Origin of the sequence: Polaromonas glacialis (assembly GCF_000709345.1) — a bacterium.
GTDB lineage: Bacteria > Pseudomonadota > Gammaproteobacteria > Burkholderiales > Burkholderiaceae_C > Polaromonas > Polaromonas glacialis.
Window position 1 is genome coordinate 2,320,183 of the sequence record NZ_KL448323.1, and the last position, 24,553, is coordinate 2,344,735.

A 24,553-nucleotide genomic window follows, 5' to 3' on the forward strand; every position below is an offset into this window, starting at 1 on the left:
GCGCACCACAGGCGCGGCGCCTGCAGGGTAATGGCGGCCGACTATGTGCTGGTCTTCACAACCGTTGGCGACGAGCTAAGCGCCGCTGAGGTGCTCGATTTATACCGGGCGCGCTGGCAAATTGAGCTGGTGTTCAAGCGGCTGAAGTCTTTAGCCGGGCTGGGACATCTAAAAAAGCATGACCCCCGGGCCGCTCGCGCGTGGCTACAGGGCAAGCTTTTGGTGGCGCTTCTCATTGATGCCTTGCGGGTCGCCGGCGAGGCTTTTTCCCCCTGGGGTTACATCGAACTCACTGGCAACCGCAGCGCCACTGGCGAGCAGGGCGCGAACGAAAACGAGAAGTCCGTGCCTGTGGCGGGGGTTCTCGCTGATGCATGAGTTGCTGTGTCGCGCCGTGCTGCCGGCCTTGTCACTTGTGCAGGCCCTTACCCAGTGGAGGTGCGTGCGCTATCGTCTGGCCGAGCCGCCTCGAAAACGAAAACTCAAGATTGACGAATGGAATAATTTTTAGGTTAGCGCTTATGCGCCTGCGCGGGAACGGCAAATCCGGGCAGCCAGCTTTTACTGCGCCTTGCGCAGCGTTTCCACCACCGGCGTGTTCAGCACCGCGCGCAGCCCCCACCAGCCGGCCGCCAGCGCCAGCGCCGCACCGGCCAGGCTGCCGAACAGCGGCACGGTCCAGGAGCCGGTCCAACTGAAGTCGAACACATAACGCGCCAGGCCCCAGCCGACGACCAGCGCCACCATCGACGCCAGGAAACCGGCCAGCAGGCCGACGCCGGCCAGTTCGGCGCGCTGCACCTGCCGCAGCAGCGAGGCTCTAGCACCGACGGCGCGCATGATGGCGAATTCTCTAGCGCGCTCCTCGCGCGTGGCGGTGATGGCGGCGAACAGCACCACCAGTCCGGCCGCCAGCGTGAAGCCGAACAAGAATTCCACCGCCCGGATCACCTGGTCGAGCACCCGCTGCACCTGCGCCAGCGTGCTGCTCATGTCCACATTGGTGATGTTGGGAAAGGCCCGCACCAGGGTGTTGTCAAAACTCTGCGGCCGGACTTGCCCGCTGGCCACCGGGTCGGCGGGTTCGGGCGCGCGAAAGGCGCTGATGAAGGTCACCGGCACCTCGGCGGCCAGCTGCGCCACCGGGTACATGACAAAGAAGTTGACATGCATCGAGCCCCAGTCCACCTTGCGCAGGCTGGTGATCTTCGCCTCGCTGGACTGGCCGGCAATGTCAAAGCGCAGGCTGTCGCCGAGCTTGAGGCCCAGGGTCTTGGCCAGTCCTTCCTCGACGCTGATGGCATCTTTTTCTCCGGCGCTCCAGCGGCCTGCAACCACCTCGTTGTGGACCGGTTTTTCCGCGCTGTTGGACAGGTTGAATTCGCGGTCCACCAGGCGTTTGGCGCGGTCGTCCTCGAAATTCTCGGGCGTGACATCCTTGCCGTTGATCGCCACCAGCCGGCCGCGAATCATCGGGTACCAGTCGAACTTGGTCACGCCGCCGTCTTTCAGCGCCTGCCGGAAGGCGTCACCTTGGTCGGGCTGGACATTGATGACGAAACGGTTCGGCGCGTCCGGCGGCGTCGCCTGGCGCCAGCTGCTGATCAGGTCGGTGCGAAGCAGCACCAGCAGCATCAGCGCCAGCAGGCCGATGGCCAGGGCGCTGGTCTGCACCACCGCATACACCGGGCGCGCCGACAACTGGCGCGTGGCCAGCACCAGCCAGCGCGGCGCCGTCGCTTCATTCACGCTGGCGCGCAGCAGCCTCACGGCGGCGTAGCTCGCCAGCGCAAACACCAGCACCGCGCCGGCAAAGCCGCCGACGGCGATCAGGCCGAGCTTGAGGTCGCTGCTGGCGGCCATCAAGAGGGCGGCAAATCCCAGGATGCCCACGCCAAGGACCAGCATCGACACCGGCTTCAGATTGCCGACCTCGCGGCGAATCACCCGCAGCGGCGGCACCTGGGCCAGCTGCAGCACCGGCGGCAGGCCGAAGGCCAGCAAAAGCGTCAGCCCCATGCCCATGCCGAACGCCGCCGGCCACAAGGTCGCCGCCGGCAAGGTGGCGCTGACCAGCCCGGCCAGGAGCAGCACGAACACGTAATGCACGGCAAATCCCAGCGCCACGCCCAGCGCGCTGGCCACCAGACCGGCGAGGACGAATTCAAAAGTGTAGGCCAGCGCAATCGTGCGCTGCGGCTGCCCCAGCACGCGCAGCATGGCGCAGTCGTCGAGGTGCTTAGATGCAAAGCTGCGCGCCACGATGGCCACGGCCACGGCGCTGAGCAGCGCGGCCAGCAGCGCCACCAGGTTCAGGAATTTTTCAGCGCGCTCCAGCGTCTGCTGCATCTGCGGGCTGCCGCTGTCCAGTGATTCGAGCCGCGCGCCGCGCAGCCGTACCTCGGCATCCGGCTTCTTCAGTTCATCGGTTGCCCAGCGGACAAAGGACTTGACGGCTTGCGCGTCATCGCCCGCGACCGCAAAGCGGTAGTTGGTGCGGCTGGCCGGCTGGATCAGGCCGGTGGCGGGCACATCCACGGCGTTGATCATCACGCGCGGCGAAAAGCTCATGAAGCCGGCGCCCCGGTCGGGCTCCTGCACGATCACGCGGGTGACCGTGAAACTGGCGTCGCCCATCAGCAGCGGCTGGCCGAGCTTCAGGCCCAGCGCATCGAGCAGCGCCGCATCGGCCCAGGCGGTGCCGGGCGCGGGAATGTCGCGGGTGGCTTGGCCCGTGGTTTCATCGAGGCGGTCGGCCAGCTTCATGCTGCCGCGCAGCGGGTAGCCTTCGGGAACGGCCTTGAAGGCGATCAGCTTGCTAGCGCCGCCCTCCTCTTCCCGCGCCCGCGCCATGGTCGGAAAAGTCACGGTGGAAATGGCGTTCAGGCCGAGCGCCTGGGCTTTTTCCATGAACGCCGCCGGAACCGGTCCATCGCTGCGCACCACGGCATCGCCGCCCAGCAATTGCAGGGCGTCGCGCTGCAAGCCGCCATTGAGCCGGTCGGCAAAAAATCCGACCGCCGTGAGCGACGCCACGGCCAGCGTGACTGCCACCATCAGCAGCCGCAATTCGCCGGCCCGCAGGTCGCGCAGCAGGGTTTTCCAGCCGAGCTTGAGAAAAAGAGTGTTCATGGCGTGACCTTAGCGCAGAACCGGTAAGGGGTGCGTCAAGAAGGGTTGATGCGCAGGGGTACAGGCCTTCGCCAGCCTGCCGGCGGTGCAGGGCATTCCAGCCGTGTTTTATGAACAAAATCGGCCTTTTGCGCACGTCCTGTATGCGCAAGCAGCTATCAAAAAAATAGTATTCACCTGGCGAAGGAGTCTGCTCAGCCGGCCTCTTTCTCGGAGGAAGGCGCAGCCACAGTCACCAGCCCGGGCTCCAGCCTGAGCCGCCCGGCATGGGTGTAGCAAAGAAACCGCTTGTTGGTCGCCCGGCCAATCGCGCACAGTCCAACCGACTGCGCCACCTGGTGGCCCATCTGCGTGATGCCGCTGCGCGACACCACGACCGGCACGCCCATCTGCGCCGACTTGATGACCATTTCGCTGGTCAGCCGGCCGGTGGTGTAGAAAACCAGCCCTGAAGCGGATGAATCAGGAGAAGCCAGAGCATCCGATGCAGCAAGCGCAGGCTCAATGAGCGTAGCTGCGGATGTCCCTTGCCAGTCAGGGCCGCAGATCCGGCTTTGCCGGTCTGCAGGCGCAGCGGCCCCCTCGGGGGGCAGCGAACCACACGAAGTGGGAAGCGTGGGGGCCATATTCATCCACATCCAGCCGGCAATCGTGTCGATGGCATTGTGCCGGCCCACATCCTCGACAAACAGCAGCATGTCAGACTCGCCCGAAGCCGTCGAAAACAGCGCGCAGGCATGCACCGAGCCGGCCGACTTGTAGGTCGTTTCCTTGAGCCGGATGGTGTTGACCAGCGCGTACAGCTGGCCCTGGGTGATGCGGCTGCCTGCGGGCAGCGCAATCTGGTCCACCTCGTCCATCAGGCCGCCAAACACGCTGCCCTGCCCGCAGCCGGTGGTGACGATGCGACGGGCGGTTTTTTCCTCGATGTCCTCGATGCCGCGCACGGTCTTGACGGCGGCGGCGCCCACGTCCCAATCGACCGTGATCGACTCGATGTCGGCCACGTCCCGCACCAGGCGCTGGTTGCGCAGGTAGCCCAGCACCAGCAGTTCGGGGTTCGCGCCCAGCGTCATCAGCGTGACCAGTTCGCGCTTGTCCACATAGACCGTCAGCGCACGCTCGGCAGGAATCGAGACTTTTTGCAGTTCGCCAAATTCGTTGACTGCCTCGATTTCGCTGGTCAAGGGGGCCTGGGCTTGTGTCAGATAAGGAAGGGACATGGCGAGAAGACTACCGTAAAAAAGGCCGGCACCCTGCGGCCCGGCCTTTGCAGGAGCGTGCGGCTTCAGGGTTTCTTGTCGGGATTCGACACCGCGTCGGGCACCTTGGTGCTTGGCGGGGCGGAGGCGGTTTCAGCTGGTGAGTGAGCGCCCGAGGCCTCCAGGGGCTTGGGCGCTTCAGGCGATGCATAGACAAAAGCGCCCGCGTCGGCACAGGGCGGCGTGGCCGTTGCCGGCTTGATTTCCTTGCTGGCGGCCTGGGCCGACATCCGGTAGCTGGCGGCCACCCGGTCCTGCGACTGGCACAACTGGAAGGCATCGACCTTGCCGGCCCAGACGGCCTTGGCGGCAGCTTCATCGGACTTGGCCTTGGCCTCGGGCGTTGGCGGCGGGAGTTTGGCCGCCGCCAGCGAGCAGGCGCCCAGCAGTAGGCTGGTGATCAGAAGTTTTTTCATGCGGATTCTCACTCGTTGGTTTAGGCCTGCACGGCAGGACTGGCGGGCGGCACAGGCGCGGTGCGCTGCGCGGGAATGCGTCCGGCCTTGATGTCGTCGTACCAGTATTCGTGGTGTTCCCTGGCCCAGGTTTCATCGATGTAACCGGTTTTCATGCCTTGATAGGCGCCTTCCATGCCAATCGTGCCGATGTAGATGTGGCCGATAAACATCGCCATCATCAGCACCGTGGCCACAGCATGCACCATGTGGGCGATCTGCAGGGTGCTGCGCTCATACAGCAGGCCAGGCAGCAGCATGTCGAGCACCAGCCCCGAGCCGATCACGACCATGCCCAGGAACAGCACACCACCCCAGAACACCAGTTTTTCACCTGCGTTGAAGCGGTGCGATGGCACTTCCTTGCCCGACAGGATGCCGCCGCCCTTGAGCAGCCACTGCAGGTCGCCCTGGCGTGGCAGGTTGTCGCGCACGAAGGTGAAAAACACGACCAGCAGCGACACGGCAAACACCGGGCCGGCGAAGTTGTGCAGGTTCTTGAGCGCATAAGCCAGCCAGCCGAACAGCTGGCCGCCCATGACCGGCAGCGCAAAGAATTTGCCGAAGGCCATGACGATGCCGGAAATGGCCAGAATGGAAAAGGCAATGGCGTTGGCCCAATGCGCCGAACGCTCGAACGGCGTGAAGCGCTCGATCTTGCGGCCGGTGTTGGCGCCGTGCTGCTTGATGCTGCCTTTGCCCAGGTAGAACAGGGCAATGGCACCGACAACGATCAGCAGCAAGGCGCCGCCGTAGGGAATCAGCCAGTTGTTGCGCACCTGGCGCCAGGCTTCGCCGGCGTTGGTCAGGCGCGAGCCGGGATATTGCACAAACGGCTGGATCAGGTTGCCCGCTTCAGGCGCCTGGCTCTTGGGCAGGCTGCTGTAGCCGGTCACGCCCTCGCCCACCTGGCGCCACATGGGCGCATTGTTGCCGGGCTGGACCTTGGCGCGCTCGCCATTGGTCTGCCTGGCATAGCCCGGGTCTTCGCTGGCGTCGGGCTTGACGTCGAAGATGTTCTGGCCCTGAATGCCGCCCGCCGCCGGCGGCGCGCCGGGCGCAGGCGCGGCCAGAGCAGGAGCCGGAGCTTGCACCGCCGCCGGGGGCGCTGAAGCCGCAGGCGCCGGGGCTTGCGCGACAGCCGCTCCAGTCAGGCCAATTGCTATTAAAAATATAGCTAATTGCGCATGTTTCATAAAAGGCTCCGATCAGTTTGTCTTGGAGTACTCGTTCTGGGTGTTCTGCATGCGGGCCTTGAGGCCTTGCTCCCAGCTTTTTTTGTCCGTTGGCGTCCAGCCCGGCGCGACAAACTGGTTTTGCGCTCCCTGGTAAGCCGCGACATGGTTTTTGTTGGTGCCCAGCGTCTGCGGCTTTTCACCGCAGGCAGACACAGCCGCCAGCACCGCCAACAGCGGAAAAAGCATGCCAGGGCGCTTCATGACTTCGCTCCTGCCGGCGGCTGGCCGGCCTGCTTGGAGCCGTAGGCCGTTCCCCAGCCCCAGACTTCGGCGCCCTTGCCGCGCTGCACGACGCGGTTGCGGAAAATGTCGGCCACCACGTCGCCGTCGCCGGCCAGCAGGGCCTTGGTCGAGCACATCTCGGCGCAGGCGGGCAGTTTGCCTTCGGCCAGGCGGTTACGTCCGTATTTCTCGAACTCGGCCTGGCTGCCGTTGACCTCGGGGCCGCCGGCGCAAAAGGTGCATTTGTCCATCTTGCCGCGAACGCCGAAGGTGCCGGTGGACGGAAACTGCGGCGCGCCAAACGGGCAGGCGTACGAGCAGTAGCCGCAGCCGATGCAGATGTCCTTGTCGTGCAGCACCACGCCTTCGTCGGTGCGGTAGAAGCAGTTGACCGGACAAACGGCCATGCAGGGCGCGTCGCTGCAGTGCATGCAGGCGACCGAGATCGATTTTTCGCCCGGAACACCGTCATTAAGCGTCACCACGCGGCGGCGGTTGACGCCCCACGGGACTTCGTTTTCGTTCTTGCAGGCGGTGACGCAGCCGTTGCATTCAATGCAGCGCTCCGCGTCGCAGACAAATTTCATGCGTGCCATTTTTATTCTTCCTTATGCTCGTTCGACATTGCAAACGGTTGTCTTGGTTTCCTGCATCATCGTCACGCTGTCGTAGCCGTAAGTGGTGCCGGTGTTGATGGCCTCGCCGCGCACCACAGGCGCGGCGCCTGCAGGGTAATAGGCCAGCATGTCGGCGCCCTGCCAGCGTCCCGAGAAGTGGAAAGGCATGAACACCGTGTCCGGCCCGACGCGCTCGGTGACCAGCGCCTGCACATTGAGCCGCGCGCCGGTCGGCGTGCTGACCCAGGCGCGTTCGCCGTTGCGGATACCTTTTTCGGCCGCCACCTTGGGGTTGATCTCGATGAACATTTCCTGCTGCAACTCGGCCAGCCACGGGTTGGAGCGGGTTTCCTCGCCGCCGCCTTCATACTCGACCAGCCGGCCGGAGGTCATGATCAGCGGGAATTTTTCATGCACCTTGTCGGCGATGTTCTTGTCCTGCAAGGTCTTGTACAGCGTGGGCAGGCGCCAGAAGGCTTTCTTGTCGTCATGCGTCGGGTACTTGGCGACCAGGTCGGGCCGGATGCCGTAGAGCGGCTCGCGGTGCTGCGGAATGGCGTCGGGGAAGTTCCACACCACGGCGCGTGCCTTGGCATTGCCGAACGGGTAGCAGCCGTGGTTCTTCATGACTACGCGGATGATGCCGCCGGACGAGTCGGTCTTCCAGTTCTTGCCTTCGGCGGCTGTCTTTTCGGCATCGGTCAACTCATCCCACCAGCCGAGTTTCTTGACCAGCACATGGTCGAATTCGGGGTAGCCGGTGGTGATGTCGGCGCCCAGCGAATGCGAGCCGTCTTCGGCCAGCAGCGTCTTGCCTTCGCGCTCGACGCCGAAGTTGGCGCGGAAGTTGCCGCCGCCGTCCATGACGTGCTTGGAGGTGTCGTACAGGTTGGGCGAGCCGGGGTGCTTCATCTCCGGCGTACCCCAGCACGGCCACGGCAGACCAAAGTAGTCGCCGGTCGTGTCGTAGCCCGATTGCTTGTCCTTGCCGCCCTTGGACTTGAGCGTCTTGACGTCGAACAGGTGCATGCTGCGCATGTGCGCCTTCAGGCGTTCCGGGCTCTGGCCGGTATAGCCGATGGTCCAGCAACTCTTGTTGATCTCGCGCAGGATGTCCTCGGGCACGGGTTCGTCCATGCCCTTGACCTGCTGCATCTTGAAGTTCTTGCTCAGTTCCTTGCCAAAGCCCAGCCGGTCGGCGAACTGCTGCATGATCATGTGGTCGCTGCGGCTTTCCCACAGCGGCTCGATGACCTTCTCGCGCCACTGCAGTGAACGGTTCGAGGCGGTGCAGGAGCCGCTCGTCTCGAACTGCGTGGCGGCCGGCAGCAGGTAAACGGCGCGGTTCGGATTCTGGTCTTCTGCCTTGCCAGGCATGGCGGCCATCGCGGCGGTGGCCGACGGGTACGGGTCCACCACCACCAGCAGGTCGAGCTTGTCCATCGCCCGCTTCATCTCCAGGCCCCGGGTCTGGGAATTGGGCGCGTGGCCCCAGTAGAAAACGCCGCGCAGGTTGGAATCCTGGTCGATGAATTCGTTTTTCTCCAGCACGCCGTCAATCCAGCGCGACACGGTGATGCCGGGCTTGCCCATCATGGAGGGCGAGGCGTACTTGGCCTTGATCCAGTCAAAGTCCACGCCCCAGACCTTGGCGAAATGCTTCCACGAGCCTTCGGCCAGGCCGTAGTAACCGGGCAGCGAGTCGGGGTTGGGGCCGACATCGGTGGCGCCCTGCACGTTGTCGTGACCCCGGAAAATGTTCGTGCCGCCGCCGGACTTGCCGACGTTGCCCAGCGCCAGCTGCAGGATGCAGGAAGCGCGAACAATGGCATTGCCGGTGGTGTGCTGGGTCTGGCCCATGCACCAGACGACCGTGCTGGGCCGGTTCATGGCCATCATCTGGGCTGCCTTGAACACCTGCGCTTCGGGGACACCGCAGGCTTCTTCCACCTTGTCGGGCGTCCACTTGGCCAGCACTTCTTCCTTGATCTTGTCCATGCCATAGACCCGATCATTGATGTACTTCGTGTCTTCCCAGCCGTTCTTGAAGATGTGAAACAGCATGCCGAACAGGAAGGGAATGTCCGAGCCGGAGCGAATGCGGATGTACTCGTCGGCCTTGGCGGCCGTTCGCGTGAAGCGCGGATCGACCACGATCATCTTGCAGCCGGTTTCCTTGGCATGCAGCATGTGCAGCATGCTGACCGGATGGGCCTCGGCGGCATTCGAACCGATGTACAACGCGCACTTGCTGTTTTGCATGTCGTTGTACGAATTGGTCATGGCGCCATAGCCCCAGGTGTTGGCCACGCCGGCCACCGTGGTCGAGTGGCAGATGCGCGCCTGGTGGTCGCAGTTGTTGCTGCCCCAGAAACTCATCCACTTGCGCAGCAGGTAGGCCTGCTCGTTGTTGTGCTTGGACGAACCGATCACGTACAGCGAATCCGGGCCGCTTTCCTTGCGCAGGGCCAGCATGCGTTCGGTGATTTCGTTCAGCGCCGTGTCCCAGCTGATGCGCTCGTACTTGCCGTTGACCAGCTTCATCGGGTAGCGCAGCCGGTATTCGCCGTGGCCGTGCTCGCGCAGCGCGGCACCCTTGGCGCAGTGCGCGCCCAGGTTGATGGGCGAGTCAAACACGGCTTCCTGGCGCACCCAGACGCCGTTTTCAACGACGGCATCGACCGCGCAGCCGACCGAGCAATGCGAGCAGATGGTGCGCTTGACTTCGATTTTGGAATTGCCGACGGCTTCGCCGGGAGCCGCTGCGCTTGCTTTTTTAACCAGCGAGAGCTGGGTCGCCGCCAGTCCTACGCCAACGCCGAGTCCGGAGCGCCGCAAGAACGAGCGCCGGTCCATGGTGGGCAGGGCGTGCGACAGGCCGCGCGTCAGGCTTTGCACAAAGCGCGGGGAGCCCGCACGGTGCGCCGTCAAGCCGGAAGGGCTGGAAGATTTTTTCGTGAGCAGCATGAAGCTCTCCGTGAGAATTGACGAATGGACAACCGGAAAAATGGACCGGAAAGTGGAATCAGACGCGCGCGGTCTTGTAGTAGCGCTCGACATGCTCCGAAGCGCTGTAACCGCCGCCTTTTTCAGGCGCCGGCTTGGGCGCCGCCACGGCGACTTCAGCGAGCTGCACGCGCGGCAGCGCCATCACGGCAGCTGCGGCTGCGCCGGTGGCTGCGGCACCGAAAAAGAAACCCCGGCGCGAGGGTTTGGGCTGGCTATCCTGCATTTTTTTCTCCATGAAATTTTGGCATATGTAAAGGCTTGCATAACTCTACGTTAGTCATAGGCGCACCACAATGGTTCACGTAAATACAACCCTAAAACCAAGGGAAAACCATAGGCCATCCAAGATTTTCTATTGCGCGGCGGGAGGGCTGAAACCGTGATCAGGCAGAAATTGCAGCCAGGGCTGCAATCAGGGATGTTTCACTCCAGCATGTCAAAACCTTGCGATTCAACACTGACAAACGCTTGCGCAAAGCACGCGAATGTACGGTAGAAACGCGCCTTCGGATGCCGAGTGACCGCCTCGCACATCATGGAAAACCAGGGCTGCACATGGCGCGTGAAAAATTCGCGCTGGCGCGTCAAGTTGGCCACTTCCACATCGTCACCGGCAATCAGGTAACGCATGACTTCGCACAGGTAAGCCGCATGGTCTTCGGTCTCGGACATGGCGCCGTCGCGCGCCAGGCCAAGGTCCGCCAGGTCGGTGCGCAGCGCTGCCAGCGGTTTTTCGTTCAGGAAGCCGCTGAGGTAGTGGGAACCGAACAGATAGACCTCGGGCTTGCCCACGCCGCCAAACAGGGTGTCGTATTCATGGCGGGTGTCGGCCAGCGACTGTTCGCGTGCAGCGGCGACTACTTCGCCCCATGGGCCTTCCAGCAGCGCGCCGGCAGCGGGAGCCTCGGTCACGGCCACGCGCAGCCTGTCATACAGGTCAGCGCTGGGCGGCGCATAGAACAGCGCGGCGAGCAGTCCATAGACCTCGGCACGCGCGGTTTCTTCGTCGAGGGTGGAAGCGGTGAGTTGGGCTTGCATGGAAATTTTTGCCTGTGGACTGGGGTTAGCGGATGTCACCGATCTTGACTTCGTTGTCGGCCGAGTAGATGTCGATGACGCGGCAGTCGCTGCACATCTTCAGGCGGTCCGCCGCTGCACCCTGGAACATGGCATGGCCGGCCAGCTTGCCCAGCATGGATTCAATCGCCTTGAGCGTGCCGAAAGGCTTGCTGCAGCGGATGCAGGCGTAAGGCTGCATCTCATTGAGCACCACGGCTTCCCGGCGCTGCGGCGTGAGCCTGAGCTGGGGTACCAGGGCCAGCGCATTTTCCGGGCAGGTCGTGACGCACAGGCCGCACTGCACGCAGTTCTTTTCGATGAACCGGAGCTGCGGGCGTTCGGCGTTGTCCTGCAGGGCGCTGGCCGGGCAGGCGCTGACGCAGCTCAGGCACAGGGTGCAGGCGTCCTTGTTGATGGCCAGCGCGCCCAGCGGCGATGCGGCCGGCAGCGCAATCAGCTCTGCCTGCACCGTCGATTGCAGCATCAGGTGATCGAGCGCCAGTTCCAGCGTGGCGCGCTTGTCGGCCTGCACCGCAAAGCCCGCCGCCTGCGCCACACCTTGCGCGGGCGCCGCTTGCAAAAACGCGTCAAGACCGGCCAGGTCACGCGCATCCTTCGCCTCAAAAATACGGAAGTGTTCTCCCTGATAGCCGAGCCCCGTCAATATCGCCTGCGCGACTTGCATCTGCTCGCGAAGGGCCTCGCGGTACTGCGGCGCTTCTTCGGCCGTCATCAGCACCCAGACCTGGGAAGCGCCATAGGCAATGCTGGACAGCCATAATTCCAGCCCGGTGGAGGCAGTATGAAAGAGACCCAGTGGCATCACGCGCGCCGGCACGCCGCGAACCGCCGGATCGAGCCGGGCCATGCGGCCCAGGTCGCCCAGCAGCCGTGTGCCGGCCTCCTGGCTGTGCAGCAGCAGCGCGGCGTGCTTGCCGCCGGCTTTGGCATACGTCGTCAGCAGCGTCTTGATTTTTGTGCCCTGCTCGGCAGGGCGCGGATAGGCATACGAAATGGCGCCGGTCGGGCAGACGGTGGTGCAGGCGCCGCAACCGACGCACAGGTTCGGGTTCACTTTGATCTGCTGGCGATTTTTTTCGCTGCTGATGGCCGAGGCCGAACACACGTCGATGCAGGCGCTGCAGCCCACGGTGTTGTTGCGGCTGTGGGCGCACAGCTTTTGCTTGTAGTTGAAGAACTTGGGCTTTTCAAACTCGCCCACCAGCGAGCGCAGTTGCAGCAGCGTGCGGCTGTCCTGGCCGTCCCAGCGGAAATAGCCCTGCGGCAGCGCATGCTGGGTGAAGGCCGGCGCGCTTCGCAGGTCAAGCACCAGGTCGAATTTTTCGTTCAGCGCTTCAGGCTCGCGGCTGAAATCGATGGCACCGGCGACGCCGCAAACCTTCACGCAGGTCCGGTGCGACTGGCACAGGCTCATGTCGATCTGGTAGTCAAAGCCGATGGCGCTTTCCGGGCAGGCCGACAGGCAGGCGTTGCAGCGGGTACACAGGTCCAGGTCGATCGGGTTGCTGCGCGTCCAGTTCAGCTCGAAGGCGCCCAGCCAGCCGGTGAGCTGCCTGATCTTCCCCGCCAGCACCGGATAGCGCCGCTCCTGCAGGCCGCCATGGCTGCCTGCGCCCAGGCTGAACAGCGTGACGTCGAGCGCATCCGAGACCAGTTCGGCGGCGCGCTCGGCCGCATCGAGTGGGCCGATGATGAGCAGGCGGCCGGCACTCTTGTATGTCACCGTTGGCACCGGTTCGGCATCGGGCAGATGCGCCAGCGCCAGCAAGGCGGCGATCTTCGGGCTGGCTTGGGCCGCGTCCTTGCTCCAGCCGCCGGTTTCGCGGATGTTGACGAACTTGATGACGGACGTGGCGCCTTCGGTCTGCTGCGCGAGTTCGGCGAACAGCCGCGTTTCCTGGGTGCAGGCGACGATGACGTCGTCGCCTGACTGGATGGCCTTCTGGAACGCGCCCGCTTCGCGCCGGCACAGCGTCGAATGCAGCGTCAGGTTTTCGTCAAGTGCCGTGCCCAGCGCTCGGGGCTGAAGGGGCATGGTCTGGTTGCAGTCGCAAATGAGAGTGGGCATGGTCGTCGGGTTGGCTGGCGCCGTGATCCTCGAAAGGCTCGGGCTGACTGGGGAGTTCAGCGATTGGGGTTTTCGGACCGTGAATTTCTGGGGAATTTCCGGACTGCGCCACGGCCTCAGGCGTGGGGTTATTCAAGTCATCCGGTGGTAATGAATCTACAGGAGATTGCAATGCAGCGGCTTCCTGGCCACCATCATTGTTTTCATCATCCTCGTTAAAAATTTTCAACAGCCTGGCGCCGACCATCTGGCGCAGCATGGATTCCGGAATCGGGTCGGCGATGGAGTAGTCGCTGATATAAATGTCAAGCCCGTCCATCACGTTGTAGTGCGGGTCGGTGAAGAGTTTTTTCATGGCGGCGTTGCGCACGTCGGCACCGACATTTCGGGCCATGAAGGGCTTGAAGTCGGAGTCCTGCGTGAGCGCCTTCACATCGTCGAGCGACAGCAGTTTTTTGGGTTGTTCCGCCGGGGACGCCGCAGGTGCCGACAAATGGGCCTGATCGGGTTTCAGTGCGGCGGGCGAAACGGCGGCAGCCACAGCCAGTGGCGCGGCTTTCGTCGGCGCAGCAGGCTCGTCCAGCGGCTTGCCCTGCAGCGCGTCGGTCTTGCGCCGCGCCCAGCGGCCCAGGAATCCGGAATGCTCTTCAGCCACGGCCGCCGCCTCCGCCGCCAAACTTCTTTTCAGTGCTAACGCGCGCCGGGCTGCCGAAGCGGTCCACCAGCGGCTTGAAGCTTTGCGGGCGCTGGCGGCGCTTGGCCTCCAGCACATGGTGTTCATCGACAAAATGCTGCATCCACTGCACCACATCAGGCGGCGCGGGCACCTGTTCAACGGTTTCCTGCGCATCGAGCCAGCGGCCGGCATCGTGGTAGCTCAGGGTGACGATCTGCGGCACGGCGACGGGCTCATCGGCCAGGCCGGCCTCTTCTTCCATGCGCCAGACGACCCAGAAGCAAGGCTGCGGCGTGGTGACATTCAGGTAATAGCCTTCGGCATCGCCCCGGTGCAGTTCGACCCGGAAGCCGGGATGCAGCCAGCGCTCTTCGCGCTCGTCCTTGAGCAACAGGCGCGGCTGGCGGCCAAAGCCGTCCTCATGCGGGACCACGTCAGCCAGCATCCAGCGCCAGGGCTGCCAGACGTTGTCGATGCGCTCGCGGCGCATGACCACGGCCACGTCCATGCACGGGCGGTGAAGGGTCTCGTCGGAGTCGGGGGACTGCATTAGAAAGTCAAGCATTGCCGAAGTGTACGGCGCCCCTCATGCCCGTTGGCGTCAAGGTCTTTTGCCGGGCGGCCGTCTGCGGTAGGATGCCCTCCAGCCCGCCTGCGCTGCGCAAACGGTTCCAGGCGATTTTTGCTGGCTTATACGCAAGCAGGCATGGCTTGCCGCAACTTTGGCTGGACATACAATGAACGATCAGGTGTACTCCCGCAGAAGATGGGGCCGGCTGCTGGGTTGCATGACGCTGCTGGCTTTCGCCGGCTGCGCCACCCGGCCAGGCGCCAGCCCGCGCTCCCTGAATTCATCACGCACCGGCAGCGACATCGCCCTGTTTGCGCTGTCGCTGCTGGACATGCCTTACGTGTCGGGTGGACGCGGCCCGGCCACGGGATTCGATTGCTCCGGACTCGTTTCGCATGTGTACCTTCAGGCCGCCGGCATCCCGCTGCGGGGAAGCGCAGCATCCATGGCCAAAGCCGCGCGCCCGGTCAATCCGGCAGACCTGATGGCCGGCGACCTGCTGTTTTTCAACACCCTGGGCTACTCGTTTTCGCATGTCGGCATCTATGTGGGCGACGGGCGCTTCGTGCATGCCAGCAACCCGCGCACCGGCGTGAGGACCGACAGGCTGGACAGCAAGTACTATGCAAGCCGGTTTGAAGGCGCGAAAACAGTATTGAGCTAAACGTGAGCGTTCAGTGCGCGTGTCGTTTTTGCAGCGCGTCTGCAGCGCCACTAACCCACCGCCCGGCTTTTTAGCAGCCATTCCCGGACACTCCATCGTTTGCGATGCAAGCCCATGTTTAAAAGCACCGGGTCTGCATACATCGCAATCCCGCCTTCATACACTATAAAATTAATAGCTACTCACGCATACAGGACGTGCGCAATATCCATTTTTCATACATAAACAGTTACTACTCAGCGCCCTCGAAGGGCTTCGCACTTTCTTTTGTCATTACGGATTGAGCCTGCCCGGGACTAGATCCGGGCAGGCTCAATCCATGACCTCTGTGGGAGAAGTCATGGGTAAGCAAGCCGGGCAATACACCTTGAATACAGCGCCATCATTGTGGCAAGGGGTGTGCCTGAGCAGGTTGCCAGCGGTGGGGCAGCAGCTGTGCAATAAGCACGTCTGTAAGTGTGCGGTCTGTTACTCGTTGACTCGCCGCTTCACCTTATGCCAACGCCGAATACCGTAATCAAGGAAGATCAATTCAAGCAGTTTAGTAAAACTTGACTGTGTGGGCAGTTCCTGTAAGCCTGGTAAAGCCCACAATAATGAGTCGTATGGATGCCCCGCTTCGACTTTTAGCAAGCATATGGAGCCCAGAAGTAAGTGCTGATTGTGGGGTTGTAGCCCGGGTTTGCAAACTTGGCAATGTAGAGCTTGCTGTTGTACGACACGATACTGCCGGCAGCATATTGTTTTCCCTGCACCCAGTTTGAAAAGATACATGCCGGTGGCGGTGGCGGTGGCGGTGCTTCAGAGCAGGAATATACCGCCCAGAAGTAAGTGCTGATTGTGGGGTCGTAGCCCGGGTTTGCAAACTTGGCAATGTAGAGCTTGCTGTTATACGACACGATACTGCCGGCAGCATATTGTTTTCCCTGCACCCAGTTTGAAAAGATACATGCCGGTGGCGGTGGCGGTGGCGGTGCTTCAGAGCAGGAATATACCGCCCAGAAGTAAGTGCTGATTGTGGGGTCGTAGCCCGGGTTTGCAAACTTGGCAATGTAGAGCTTGCTGTTATACGACACGATACTGCCGGCAGCATATTGTTTTCCCTGCACCCAGTTTGAAAAGATACATGCCGGTGGCGGTGGCGGTGGCGGTGCTTCAGAGCAGGAATATACCGCCCAGAAGTAAGTGCTGATTGTGGGGTTGTAACCCGGGTTTGCAAACTTGGCAATGTAGAGCTTGCTGTTGTACGACACGACACTGCCGGCAGCATATTGTTTTCCCTGTACCCAGTTTGAAAAGGTACATGTCGCTGGCGGTGATGAGGAGGTTGTCGTAAACGACAAGGCATTCGATGTGCTTGTATCAGGATTCACCACCGTAATTTGCGCAGTTCCGGCGGCTGCAATATCGCCCGCTGCAATCGCAGCCGAAAGCTGGCCGGAGTTGACAAATGTCGTTGTCCGGCTAGAGCCGTTCCAGCGCACCAAGGAGGCGGTTACAAAATTTGAACCCTTCACTGTCAGCGAAAAACTCGGTCCACTTGCCGTTGCCGTGGCCGGTGCCAGAGACGATACAGAAGGCAGCGGGCTATTGGACTGCGGAGTTAGCTGGATCACTCTGGCTGTGGATGGCACGCCATTCTTCAAAAGGAAGACCATGTAATGGCCTGCGGGAACGGTCAGGCTGTTCGGTGCGACGATATTAATACCGCCAGCTGCCTGCGTAATGCTGGTCGAGCTAAAGAAACCTTGATGCATATTGTTTGTATGGGTGACCGAAGGCAGTGCAATCCAGCTCACAGCGTCAATGCCCGCCGCGTCAGGCGTGCCGACGAAAAGACTTTGCCCTTTGTTAACGCTGGCAGGCGCTGATGAAATGACAGGCCTCGCACCCGCAAAGAGATAGGGCGGCGAGAAAATTTCGGTTAGCGTGATCCCATTGCCTCCGGCAATCAACACGCGGGCATCGGGCAGCAGCAGTGCAGTTGAGTGGTATATCCTTGCAATTCTGCCAGCCGCCATGACGCGCCAGGACTCCGTGACAGGATTCCACAGCTCTGCTTCAAGCACAGGCATGCCCGGACTGCCATTGTTAAACCCTGGTCCGCGCGTGCCACCGGTTGTCAGCACGGTGCCATCAGGCAGCATGGTTGCATTCATGGATCTTCTAGCCACGCTCATCGAGCCCACATCGCGCCAACTTGGCGTGGCTGCATTCAGGTCAATGACTTCAGCGGTATTCGTGGGCGGATCACTCCCGCCTACTGTGAGGATTTTTCCTGGCGCGTACATCACGGCGCTGCCGTAATCCCGCACTGCATTGAACGTTCGATTGGCAACGAACGACCATGCCCCCGTGCCGGCGGTGTTCAGATACCGGGTTGCAACTTCGGGGCCTGCATTAAAAACAGAGCCATTAGGCGCAACAAACATGTACGGATAGATAGGCAGGCTCAATTGCGCGGCAGTGAGGTCGCGCCAGGTTCCGGTGGCTGCCTGCCACACTTGCGGCAAGGGATTGGTGCCGTCGGGCGTGTCCACAGCACCTGAGACCACCAGCACGTCCCCGTTGGGAAGCCCGGTCACGGTGGGATACCACCTGCCGAGGTTCATCCGCGCCTGCCGCGTCCAGCTGTTGTTGACAGGGTTGTAAATTGCGGCATCGGGCAGCCCAACCCAGTTGTCAATGTGGCCTCCTGCGACGAACAGCCGTCCGTCCGGCAAGAACGTATGAGCGCTGCAAAATGGATCGAAACCAATCCGGCTCAGGGCTGTCACGCTGCCCGACACGGGGTCCCAAACCCTTGGGTCATCTCCACTGACGCCGTCTCCTGGCCAAAGCATGACAGTCAAATTGGGAAGCATGTGGATGTGCGTGGGGAAATAGGGAAAATTGGGCCCGTTTTGCCATTGACCGCTCGTTTGAGGGGTTTGCGCCCAAAGCCAGGGCGATCCAAGTGCGCACATCGCCAAGGCAAACCGTAGCAGCCAATGAACCATCAGGTAGACAGGATTTTTCATGATTGCTCTCACCTCAATGGATGCAAAACAAAAATGCGCCGGGCAACATGGTGGTCCACATGCTCATGGGACTCCTGGGGCTCACCAGTTTGCCCGTCATGCCCCATCACCACAATGTCCCCTGTCTTGTTGATGCTCAGCGCATCGGTCATCACCAGCCCAGGGATGGTCACCAGCGAATTGAGGTCCAGCATGCCGGTTGCCGCAGTCCAGACAAAAGCGCGATCGCCTTCGGTGCTGCTTGATGTGCCCACCACCTCGCCCCGGTTGTTGACATCGCGGGCTCGGCTGTCACTGCCGCCATTGAGCGTCCCAAGGTCCCGAATGCCGACGCCGCCTGGCTGCCAGAGCACTGCCCGCGAACGGTTAGGAAATTCACCAGCACCAATTGCCACGCCGGCGATGGCGCCGTTTTCAGTGATGCTGACAGCCTCGCTGTGGACAAAGCCAGGCAGTGTGCCCAGGCTGATGATGCCGCCCTTGCGCGGCCAGGCCACAGCCGTCTTCACTTCGTTGCCGGATACACCCACGATGTCGCCCCTGTCATTGAGATCAAGGGCCCGTGTTGTCAGTGTGCCAATACTTTGGAGTAACTGGACCTCGCCGCGCCGGGTCCACCACACCGCGCGAATTCCAATATCCCCACTGGCATATCCGGCAGCCTCGCCCAGTTCGTTGATCGCATAGGCTATACCGCCGTTGGTGCCCGGCGGCAGCGTGAGCTCCTGTACCCCGCCCCTGCGCACCGCGCGGAAAGGATGAAGCGCCACACTGGTGTTCAAGGCCCCGACAATCTCGCTCTGGTCATTGATGCCATAGGCAACGCTGTTGCCAGCGCCCTGCTCGCCAGCAACGTCCTCGACGGCGTTGTTTGCCATGAAAATTAGCGCTGACGAGGCTTTGCGTTTGTCCTTCTTGAAGCCGCCAGCCACCTCATTGGTGGAATTCATTCCACGGATTACGGTGGTGGCGCCCGGGTTGTCAAGCCTGGCGTACTCAATGGCAGTGTAGGCAGGGCGCGTTTGCGCTTGCAACGATGGCAGATACAGCAGGGGGCCAACAGCTGTCACCAAGAGCAATGCCCAATGGAAGACATACAAGCCGAAGAAACGCCTTGAATGCTTATTTCTGCACTCAGTATGTCTTGACTTAACCATGGCAAGCCTTTCAGCAGACGGTTGTTACCATCTTAAAATTTATACTTGCAGCTTATTTCCTGTTTCGCATTGATTTACTGCTTCAACACCTGCACGACTCGCAGCGACTTATCAATGCATCTGGAAAGTTTCGTAACACCGCAAGCAATTTTTTTCCTTAAATACAGTTATGTATTAATAAGCAAAAAATTTGATATGCAAGCTGTACCTAACAAAAACCAAACGTTCTTATATTTAGAAACATCCCCACGCTTCATAACCGTCTGTGACGTTAACCCCAGAGTCAGACAGCTTTGACACCAGTTCAAGTTGTACTGGATTTCTCGCGGCTGGACGGCGCTGCCCCGGTTTTTGCATTTGGTATTGCTCAATCCTGGCTTCCTCAAACTCAGCCCCCCACTGGAGCGCAGCGCGACTGTGAGTCTTTCTTGGGTCGGGTACTTATCCACGATCATCGCGCCGCCGCTTGACGTCTTGTGAACTTCCTGCGGCGTTTGATTTTTCAAGGACTTGTGTGGGCGCTGCCATGAAACATAAATGCCATAACGCTTTTTCCTCCTCGATGGACAGAATAACGCCACGACTCTCCGGGACCATACACCTGAGACAAAACTACCTTTTTGCCGCCGTCCGCTCATAGCCTTCCACCTTGGCCACTGCCCCCCCGCGCCTGATGGCCACGGCGCAATACTTGAACTCCGGAATCTTGCCGAACGGGTCAAGCGCGGCGTTTGTCATCAGGTTCGCCGCTGCTTCGTAGTAGGCAAACGGGATGAATACCGCGCCGGGCGGCGTGCCGTCGTCACGGCGTACGTGTATGGCCACTTCGCCCCGGCGTGACTGCACGGTGATGACTTCGCCCCCCTGCACGCCCAGCTTCAACAAATCTGCGCCGCACAACGAAGCTGTTGCCATCGGTTCAATGGCGTCAAGTACGCTGGCGCGGCGCGTCATGCTGCCGGTGTGCCAGTGCTCAAGCTGGCGACCGGTGATGAGCACAAACGGGTAATCGGCATCGGGCCGCTCGTTGGCCGGAATGATGTCAGCGGGCACCAGTTGCACGCGGCCGTCTTGGGTGTCGAAGCGGTCGATGAACACGGTGGGCGCGCCGGGGTCATCGGCGCTCAAACAGGGGTAGGTCACGCTGGATTCACGCTGCAGGCGCTCCCAGGTGATGCCGGCAATCGCGCTGTGCATGGCGCGCCGCATTTCTTCGTACACCGCTGCAACGCCGTGGTGCTCACCCTCGTACTGCCAGACTAGCCCCATGCCCACGGCCATCTGCTGGATGATCCACAGGTCGGCCCGGGCATCGCCGGGCGGCTCGATCGCCTGCTGGCCGAGCTGCACCATGCGGTCGGTGTTGGTGACGCTGCCGGTTTTCTCGGGCCAGGCGGTGGCGGGCAGCACCACGTCGGCCAGCCACGCGGTTTCGGTCATGAAGATGTCCTGCACCACCAGATGCTCCAAGCTGGCCAGCGCATGGCGCGCATGGTTCAGGTCGGGGTCGCTCATGGCCGGGTTTTCGCCCGAGATGTACATCCCGCGAATCCTGTGCGGGTCGCTCTCGGGCGCGAGGATCTTGTGCATGATCTCGACCACGGTGTAGCCGGGCTGGTCATCAAGTTTCATGCCCCAGAACTCCTCGAACCAGGCGTGCGCGGCCGGGTTGTTCACGCGCTGGTAGTTCGGAAACATCATCGGAATCAGCCCCGCGTCGCTCGCGCCCTGCACATTGTTCTGGCCGCGCAGCGGATGCAGGCCCGAGCCGGGCTTGCCGATCTGGCCGGTCACCGCGCAAAGCGCGATCAGGCAGCGTGCGTTGTCGGTGCCGTGGACATGCTGGCTGATGCCCATGCCCCAGAAAATCATCGCGCCCTTGGCCCTGGAGAATTCACGCGCCACCTCGCGCAGCGTGGCCGCTGGAACGCCGCAAATCGGTGCCATCGCCTCGGGGCTGTAGCCCTGGACATTGGCACGCAGCGCTTCATAGTTGCTAGCGCGTTCCTCGATGAACGCCATGTCCGTCAATCCCTCGTCGATCACCGTGTAAATCAATGCATTGAGCATCGCCACGTCGGTGTCGGCCTTGAACTGCAGCGTGCGCCAGGCGTGCCGGCCGATGTCGGTGACGCGCGGGTCGGCCAGCACGATCTTCGCGCCCTTTTTGGCGGCGTTCTTCATCCAGGTGGCCGCCACGGGATGGTTGCCCGTCGGGTTCGAGCCGATGATGAAGATCAGGCCCGCGTTTGCCACGTCATGCACCTGGTTGCTGACCGCCGCCGAACCGACGCCTTCGAGCAGCGCCGCCACGCTGGATGCATGGCACAGCCGGGTGCAATGGTCCACGTTGTTGCTGCCAAAGCCGGTGCGTATTAACTTCTGGAACAAATACGCCTCTTCGTTGCTGCCCTTGGCCGAACCAAAGCCGGCCAGCGACTTCTTGCCTTGGGTGTCGCGCAGGTTTTTCAGCGCGCCGGTGGACAGCGCCATCGCCTCGTCCCAGGTGGCTTCGCGGAACACCTCGGTCCAGTCGGCAGTGTGGCGGTTCAGGTGCTTCAAAGCCTGCGGGTCTTTCGCCACGCCGGCCTTGCGGATCAGCGGCACTGTCAGCCGCTGCGGGCTGTGCGCGTAGTCAAAGCCGAAGCGGCCCTTGACGCACAGCCGCGAATGGTTGGCCGGACCGTCGCGGCCATTGACGCTGACTATGGCGTTGTCTTTCACGTTGTAGGTCAGCAGGCAGCCGACGCCGCAGAACGGACAGACCGAATCGACTTTTTTATCGACGATTTGCGAGCCGATCTGCGTCTTGGGCGTCAGCGCGCCGGTCGGGCAGGCCTGCACGCATTCGCCGCAGGCCACGCAGCTGCTGCCCTCCATCGGGTCGTTCAGGTCGAACACGATCTGGCTGTGGCTGCCGCGCAAGGCGAAGCCGATCACGTCGTTGACTTGGCTTTCGCGGCAGGCGCGCACGCAGCGGTTGCACTGGATGCAGGCGTCGAGGTTCACGGCCATGGCCGGGTGAGACAGGTCGGCCCGGGGCTGTTCGCGGCGCAGCGCCTTGAGTTCGGGGCGCACGGTGACGCCCATGCGCGAAGCCCAGTCGCTGAGTTCGCCGTGCTGCAGCGACTCATCCGTTTCAATCCACTTGTAGCCCGCATCCGGCATGTCCGACAGCAGCATTTCGAGCACCATCTTCTGGCTTTTCACGGCGCGCACGCTGCTGGCCTGCACCGCCATGCCCGCCGTCACGCTGCGGCAGCAACTCGGCGCCAGCGTGCGCTCGCCTGCAATCTCGACCACGCAGGCGCGGCAGTTGCCGTCGGGGCGCAGGCCGTCCTGATGGCACAGGCGCGGAATCATCACGCCGTGGCGCTCGGCGGCCTTGAGGATGGTTTCACCCTCGAAGGCGTGCATCGTTTGCTGGTCGAGCGTGAAGGCGACGGTGGGCAATGCGACTTCGACCGTTTCAGCAGTTGGGGCGCGTGTGTTCATCTCAGGCCACCTCGTGGGGAAAATATTTCTGCACGCAGCGCACCGGGTTGGGCGCCGCCTGGCCCAGGCCGCAAATCGACGCATCGGTCATCACCACGTTCAAGTCTTCCAGCGTGGCGTGGTCCCAGCGCGGCGCTTCCATCAGCTTCGCGGCCTTTGCCGTGCCGACGCGGCACGGCGTGCACTGGCCGCAGCTCTCGCTGGCAAAAAACCGCATCATGTTCAGCGCCGCGTCGCGCGCCTTGTCGTGCTGGCCGAGCACGATGAGCGCCGCCGAGCCGATGAAGCCGCCGTGCGGCTGCAGGGTGTCGAAGTCCAGCGGGACATTCGCATGGCTGGCCGGAAAGATCCCGCCCGACGCGCCGCCCGGCAAATAGGCATACAGCTGGTGGCCGTCCGCCATTCCGCCGCAGTATTCATCGATCAGCTCCTGCACGGTGATGCCGGCCGGCGCCAGCTTGACGCCCGGCTGCTTAACCCGCCCGCTGACGCTGAAAGACCGCAGCCCCTTGCGCCCATTGCGGCCAAAGCTGCCGAACCACTGCGGGCCTCTTTCAACGATGTCGCGCACCCAGTACAGCGTTTCAAAGTTGTGCTGCAGCGTCGGCCGGCCGAACAGGCCGACCTCGGCAATGTAGGGCGGGCGCATGCGCGGTTCGCCGCGCTTGCCCTCGATGCTCTCCAACATGGCCGATTCCTCGCCGCAGATGTAGGCGCCCGCGCCCCGGCGCAGTTCGATATGCGGCAAAGGACACGGCGGGTCGGCCCGCAGCCTGGCGATTTCTGCATGCAGCAGCGCGCGGCAACCGTGGTATTCATCGCGCAAATAGATGTAGCAGGCCTCGGCGCCCACCACCTGCGCGGCAATCAAGACGCCTTCGAGGAAACGGTGCGGGTCGCGCTCCAGATAGGTGCGGTCTTTGAAGGTGCCGGGCTCGCCCTCGTCGATGTTCACGGCCATCAGGCGCGGCGCGCTCTGGTCCCGCACGATGCGCCATTTGCGCCCCGCCAGAAAACCCGCGCCGCCCAGCCCGCGCAGGCCCGAATTCTCCATGGCGCGCAGGACTTGCTCGGCGTCCTCTTCGCCATTGACCAGCGACGCGGCCAGCGCATAGCCGCCGTGGGCGCGGTAGGTGGCGTAATCGGTGTGGCCGGGCAATTCCGGAATGCTTTTCTCCGCCCATTCGGATGCTACGAAATTAATAGCTGCTTGCGCACGTGGAACATGCGCAAGAGCACTATTTGATGCATAAATGACAGATTCCGGCGTGGCAAACGGCACCGGCGTCTGGTGCACCACCGCCACCGGTGCCTGTTCGCAGCGGCCCACGCACGGCGCGGCAATCACCCGCACATCCCGCGCGCCCAGCAAGGCCGGCAGACGCGCCAGCAACTCCTGCGCGCCGGCCAGCTCGCAGCTCAGCCCGTCGCAGACGCGCACCGTCAAGCCGGACGCCTGTCCATCGCCTTTCGCATCGCCCTTGACAACTTCGAAGTGGTGATAGAACGTCGCCACCTCGTACACCTCGGCCATCGGGAGATTCATCTCTTTGGCCAGCGCGACCAGGTGCCGGTCGTGCAGGCAGCGGTAGGCGTCGTTGAGCCGGTGCAGATGCTCGATCAGCAGGTCGCGGCGATGGCCGTCGGCAGGCCGGGCGCCGATCAGTGCGCGCACCTCGGCAAGGGAAACCTCGTCGGCCTGGCGCCCTTTCAACTGGCTTTTGCGGCGGACACGCTCGCGCAACTCGCTCGCTGTGGCGACAGCGACGACTTTCATGTTTGGAGTCTGGCTGGTTGGATGCATGCGCCACTGTGGCTTGAAGCGGCCCGTGGGTCAAATTGAATCAGTGTATGGGTTCATGCAATTCCTGGTGAATCCTGCCTGTC

18 protein-coding genes are annotated in these 24,553 nt (G+C 62.4%); 2 read left to right on the forward strand and 16 right to left on the reverse strand.

Annotated features, from left to right (window positions below; all coding sequences use genetic code 11):
• Nucleotides 1–378: transposase (locus tag EC86_RS29475; protein ID WP_198026779.1), on the forward strand; the 378-nt coding region annotated here is incomplete at its 5' end.
• A 183-nt stretch (nt 379–561) separates the two neighbouring features.
• Here the strand turns inward: EC86_RS29475 and EC86_RS0111400 are convergent.
• The 12 genes from EC86_RS0111400 to EC86_RS0111455 form a co-directional block, all read right to left on the reverse strand.
• A complete protein-coding gene (locus EC86_RS0111400) occupies nt 562–3,132 on the reverse strand; it encodes an ABC transporter permease (RefSeq protein ID WP_029525754.1) in 2,571 nt (856 codons plus the stop codon).
• 194 nt (nt 3,133–3,326) lie between these two features.
• Nucleotides 3,327–4,355 carry a formate dehydrogenase accessory sulfurtransferase FdhD gene (locus EC86_RS0111405; protein WP_029525755.1) on the reverse strand — a complete coding sequence of 343 codons (1,029 nt, stop codon included), beginning with the start codon at nt 4,353–4,355 and terminating at the stop codon, nt 3,327–3,329.
• A 65-nt stretch (nt 4,356–4,420) separates the two neighbouring features.
• Nucleotides 4,421–4,810, reverse strand: a complete 390-nt coding sequence (locus EC86_RS0111410) for a hypothetical protein (protein ID WP_029525756.1) — start codon at nt 4,808–4,810, stop codon at nt 4,421–4,423.
• A 20-nt stretch (nt 4,811–4,830) separates the two neighbouring features.
• Nucleotides 4,831–6,045, reverse strand: coding sequence for a formate dehydrogenase subunit gamma (locus tag EC86_RS0111415; RefSeq protein ID WP_029525757.1), 1,215 nt, complete (start codon nt 6,043–6,045; stop codon nt 4,831–4,833).
• A gap of 12 nt (nt 6,046–6,057) precedes the next feature.
• On the reverse strand, nt 6,058–6,288 hold the full coding sequence (locus EC86_RS0111420) for a hypothetical protein (RefSeq protein WP_029525758.1): 231 nt from the start codon (nt 6,286–6,288) through the stop codon (nt 6,058–6,060).
• Nucleotides 6,285–6,905: a formate dehydrogenase FDH3 subunit beta gene (fdh3B, locus tag EC86_RS0111425; protein ID WP_029525759.1), complete on the reverse strand. Its 621-nt coding sequence runs from the start codon at nt 6,903–6,905 to the stop codon at nt 6,285–6,287. Before fdh3B ends, EC86_RS0111420 begins: the two co-directional genes overlap by 4 nt.
• Before the next feature lie 12 nt (nt 6,906–6,917).
• A complete protein-coding gene (locus EC86_RS0111430; protein ID WP_029525760.1) occupies nt 6,918–9,893 on the reverse strand; it encodes a formate dehydrogenase subunit alpha in 2,976 nt (991 codons plus the stop codon).
• Nucleotides 9,894–9,951: 58 nt separating this feature from the next.
• Complete coding sequence (locus EC86_RS0111435; RefSeq protein ID WP_029525761.1) at nt 9,952–10,158, reverse strand: hypothetical protein; 207 nt, start codon at nt 10,156–10,158, stop codon at nt 9,952–9,954.
• A 200-nt stretch (nt 10,159–10,358) separates the two neighbouring features.
• A complete protein-coding gene (locus EC86_RS0111440; RefSeq protein ID WP_029525762.1) occupies nt 10,359–10,973 on the reverse strand; it encodes a TorD/DmsD family molecular chaperone in 615 nt (204 codons plus the stop codon).
• Nucleotides 10,974–10,998: 25 nt separating this feature from the next.
• A complete protein-coding gene (locus EC86_RS0111445) occupies nt 10,999–13,083 on the reverse strand; it encodes a 4Fe-4S binding protein (RefSeq protein WP_198026780.1) in 2,085 nt (694 codons plus the stop codon).
• Nucleotides 13,013–13,738, reverse strand: coding sequence for a DUF3306 domain-containing protein (locus tag EC86_RS0111450; RefSeq protein WP_029525764.1), 726 nt, complete (start codon nt 13,736–13,738; stop codon nt 13,013–13,015). The genes EC86_RS0111445 and EC86_RS0111450 overlap by 71 nt, the downstream gene beginning before the upstream one ends.
• Nucleotides 13,731–14,324 (reverse strand): DUF3305 domain-containing protein, encoded by a 594-nt coding sequence (locus EC86_RS0111455; protein WP_232229865.1) that lies wholly within the window; start codon nt 14,322–14,324, stop codon nt 13,731–13,733. The genes EC86_RS0111450 and EC86_RS0111455 overlap by 8 nt, the downstream gene beginning before the upstream one ends.
• Nucleotides 14,325–14,496: 172 nt before the next feature.
• Between EC86_RS0111455 and EC86_RS0111460 the strand changes: the two genes are divergently transcribed.
• Complete coding sequence (locus EC86_RS0111460) at nt 14,497–14,994, forward strand: C40 family peptidase (RefSeq protein WP_029525766.1); 498 nt, start codon at nt 14,497–14,499, stop codon at nt 14,992–14,994.
• A gap of 626 nt (nt 14,995–15,620) precedes the next feature.
• Here EC86_RS0111460 and EC86_RS27760 read toward each other — a convergent pair.
• The 4 genes from EC86_RS27760 to EC86_RS0111480 form a co-directional block, all read right to left on the reverse strand.
• A complete protein-coding gene (locus EC86_RS27760) occupies nt 15,621–18,014 on the reverse strand; it encodes a galactose oxidase-like domain-containing protein (protein ID WP_084181293.1) in 2,394 nt (797 codons plus the stop codon).
• 8 nt (nt 18,015–18,022) lie between these two features.
• Nucleotides 18,023–19,171 carry a hypothetical protein gene (locus EC86_RS0111470; protein ID WP_084181295.1) on the reverse strand — a complete coding sequence of 383 codons (1,149 nt, stop codon included), beginning with the start codon at nt 19,169–19,171 and terminating at the stop codon, nt 18,023–18,025.
• A 612-nt stretch (nt 19,172–19,783) separates the two neighbouring features.
• On the reverse strand, nt 19,784–22,666 hold the full coding sequence (gene fdhF / locus EC86_RS0111475) for a formate dehydrogenase subunit alpha (protein ID WP_029525769.1): 2,883 nt from the start codon (nt 22,664–22,666) through the stop codon (nt 19,784–19,786).
• 1 nt (nt 22,667) lies between these two features.
• Nucleotides 22,668–24,443 (reverse strand): NADH-ubiquinone oxidoreductase-F iron-sulfur binding region domain-containing protein, encoded by a 1,776-nt coding sequence (locus tag EC86_RS0111480; RefSeq protein WP_408633892.1) that lies wholly within the window; start codon nt 24,441–24,443, stop codon nt 22,668–22,670.
• Nucleotides 24,444–24,553: the final 110 nt, after the last annotated feature.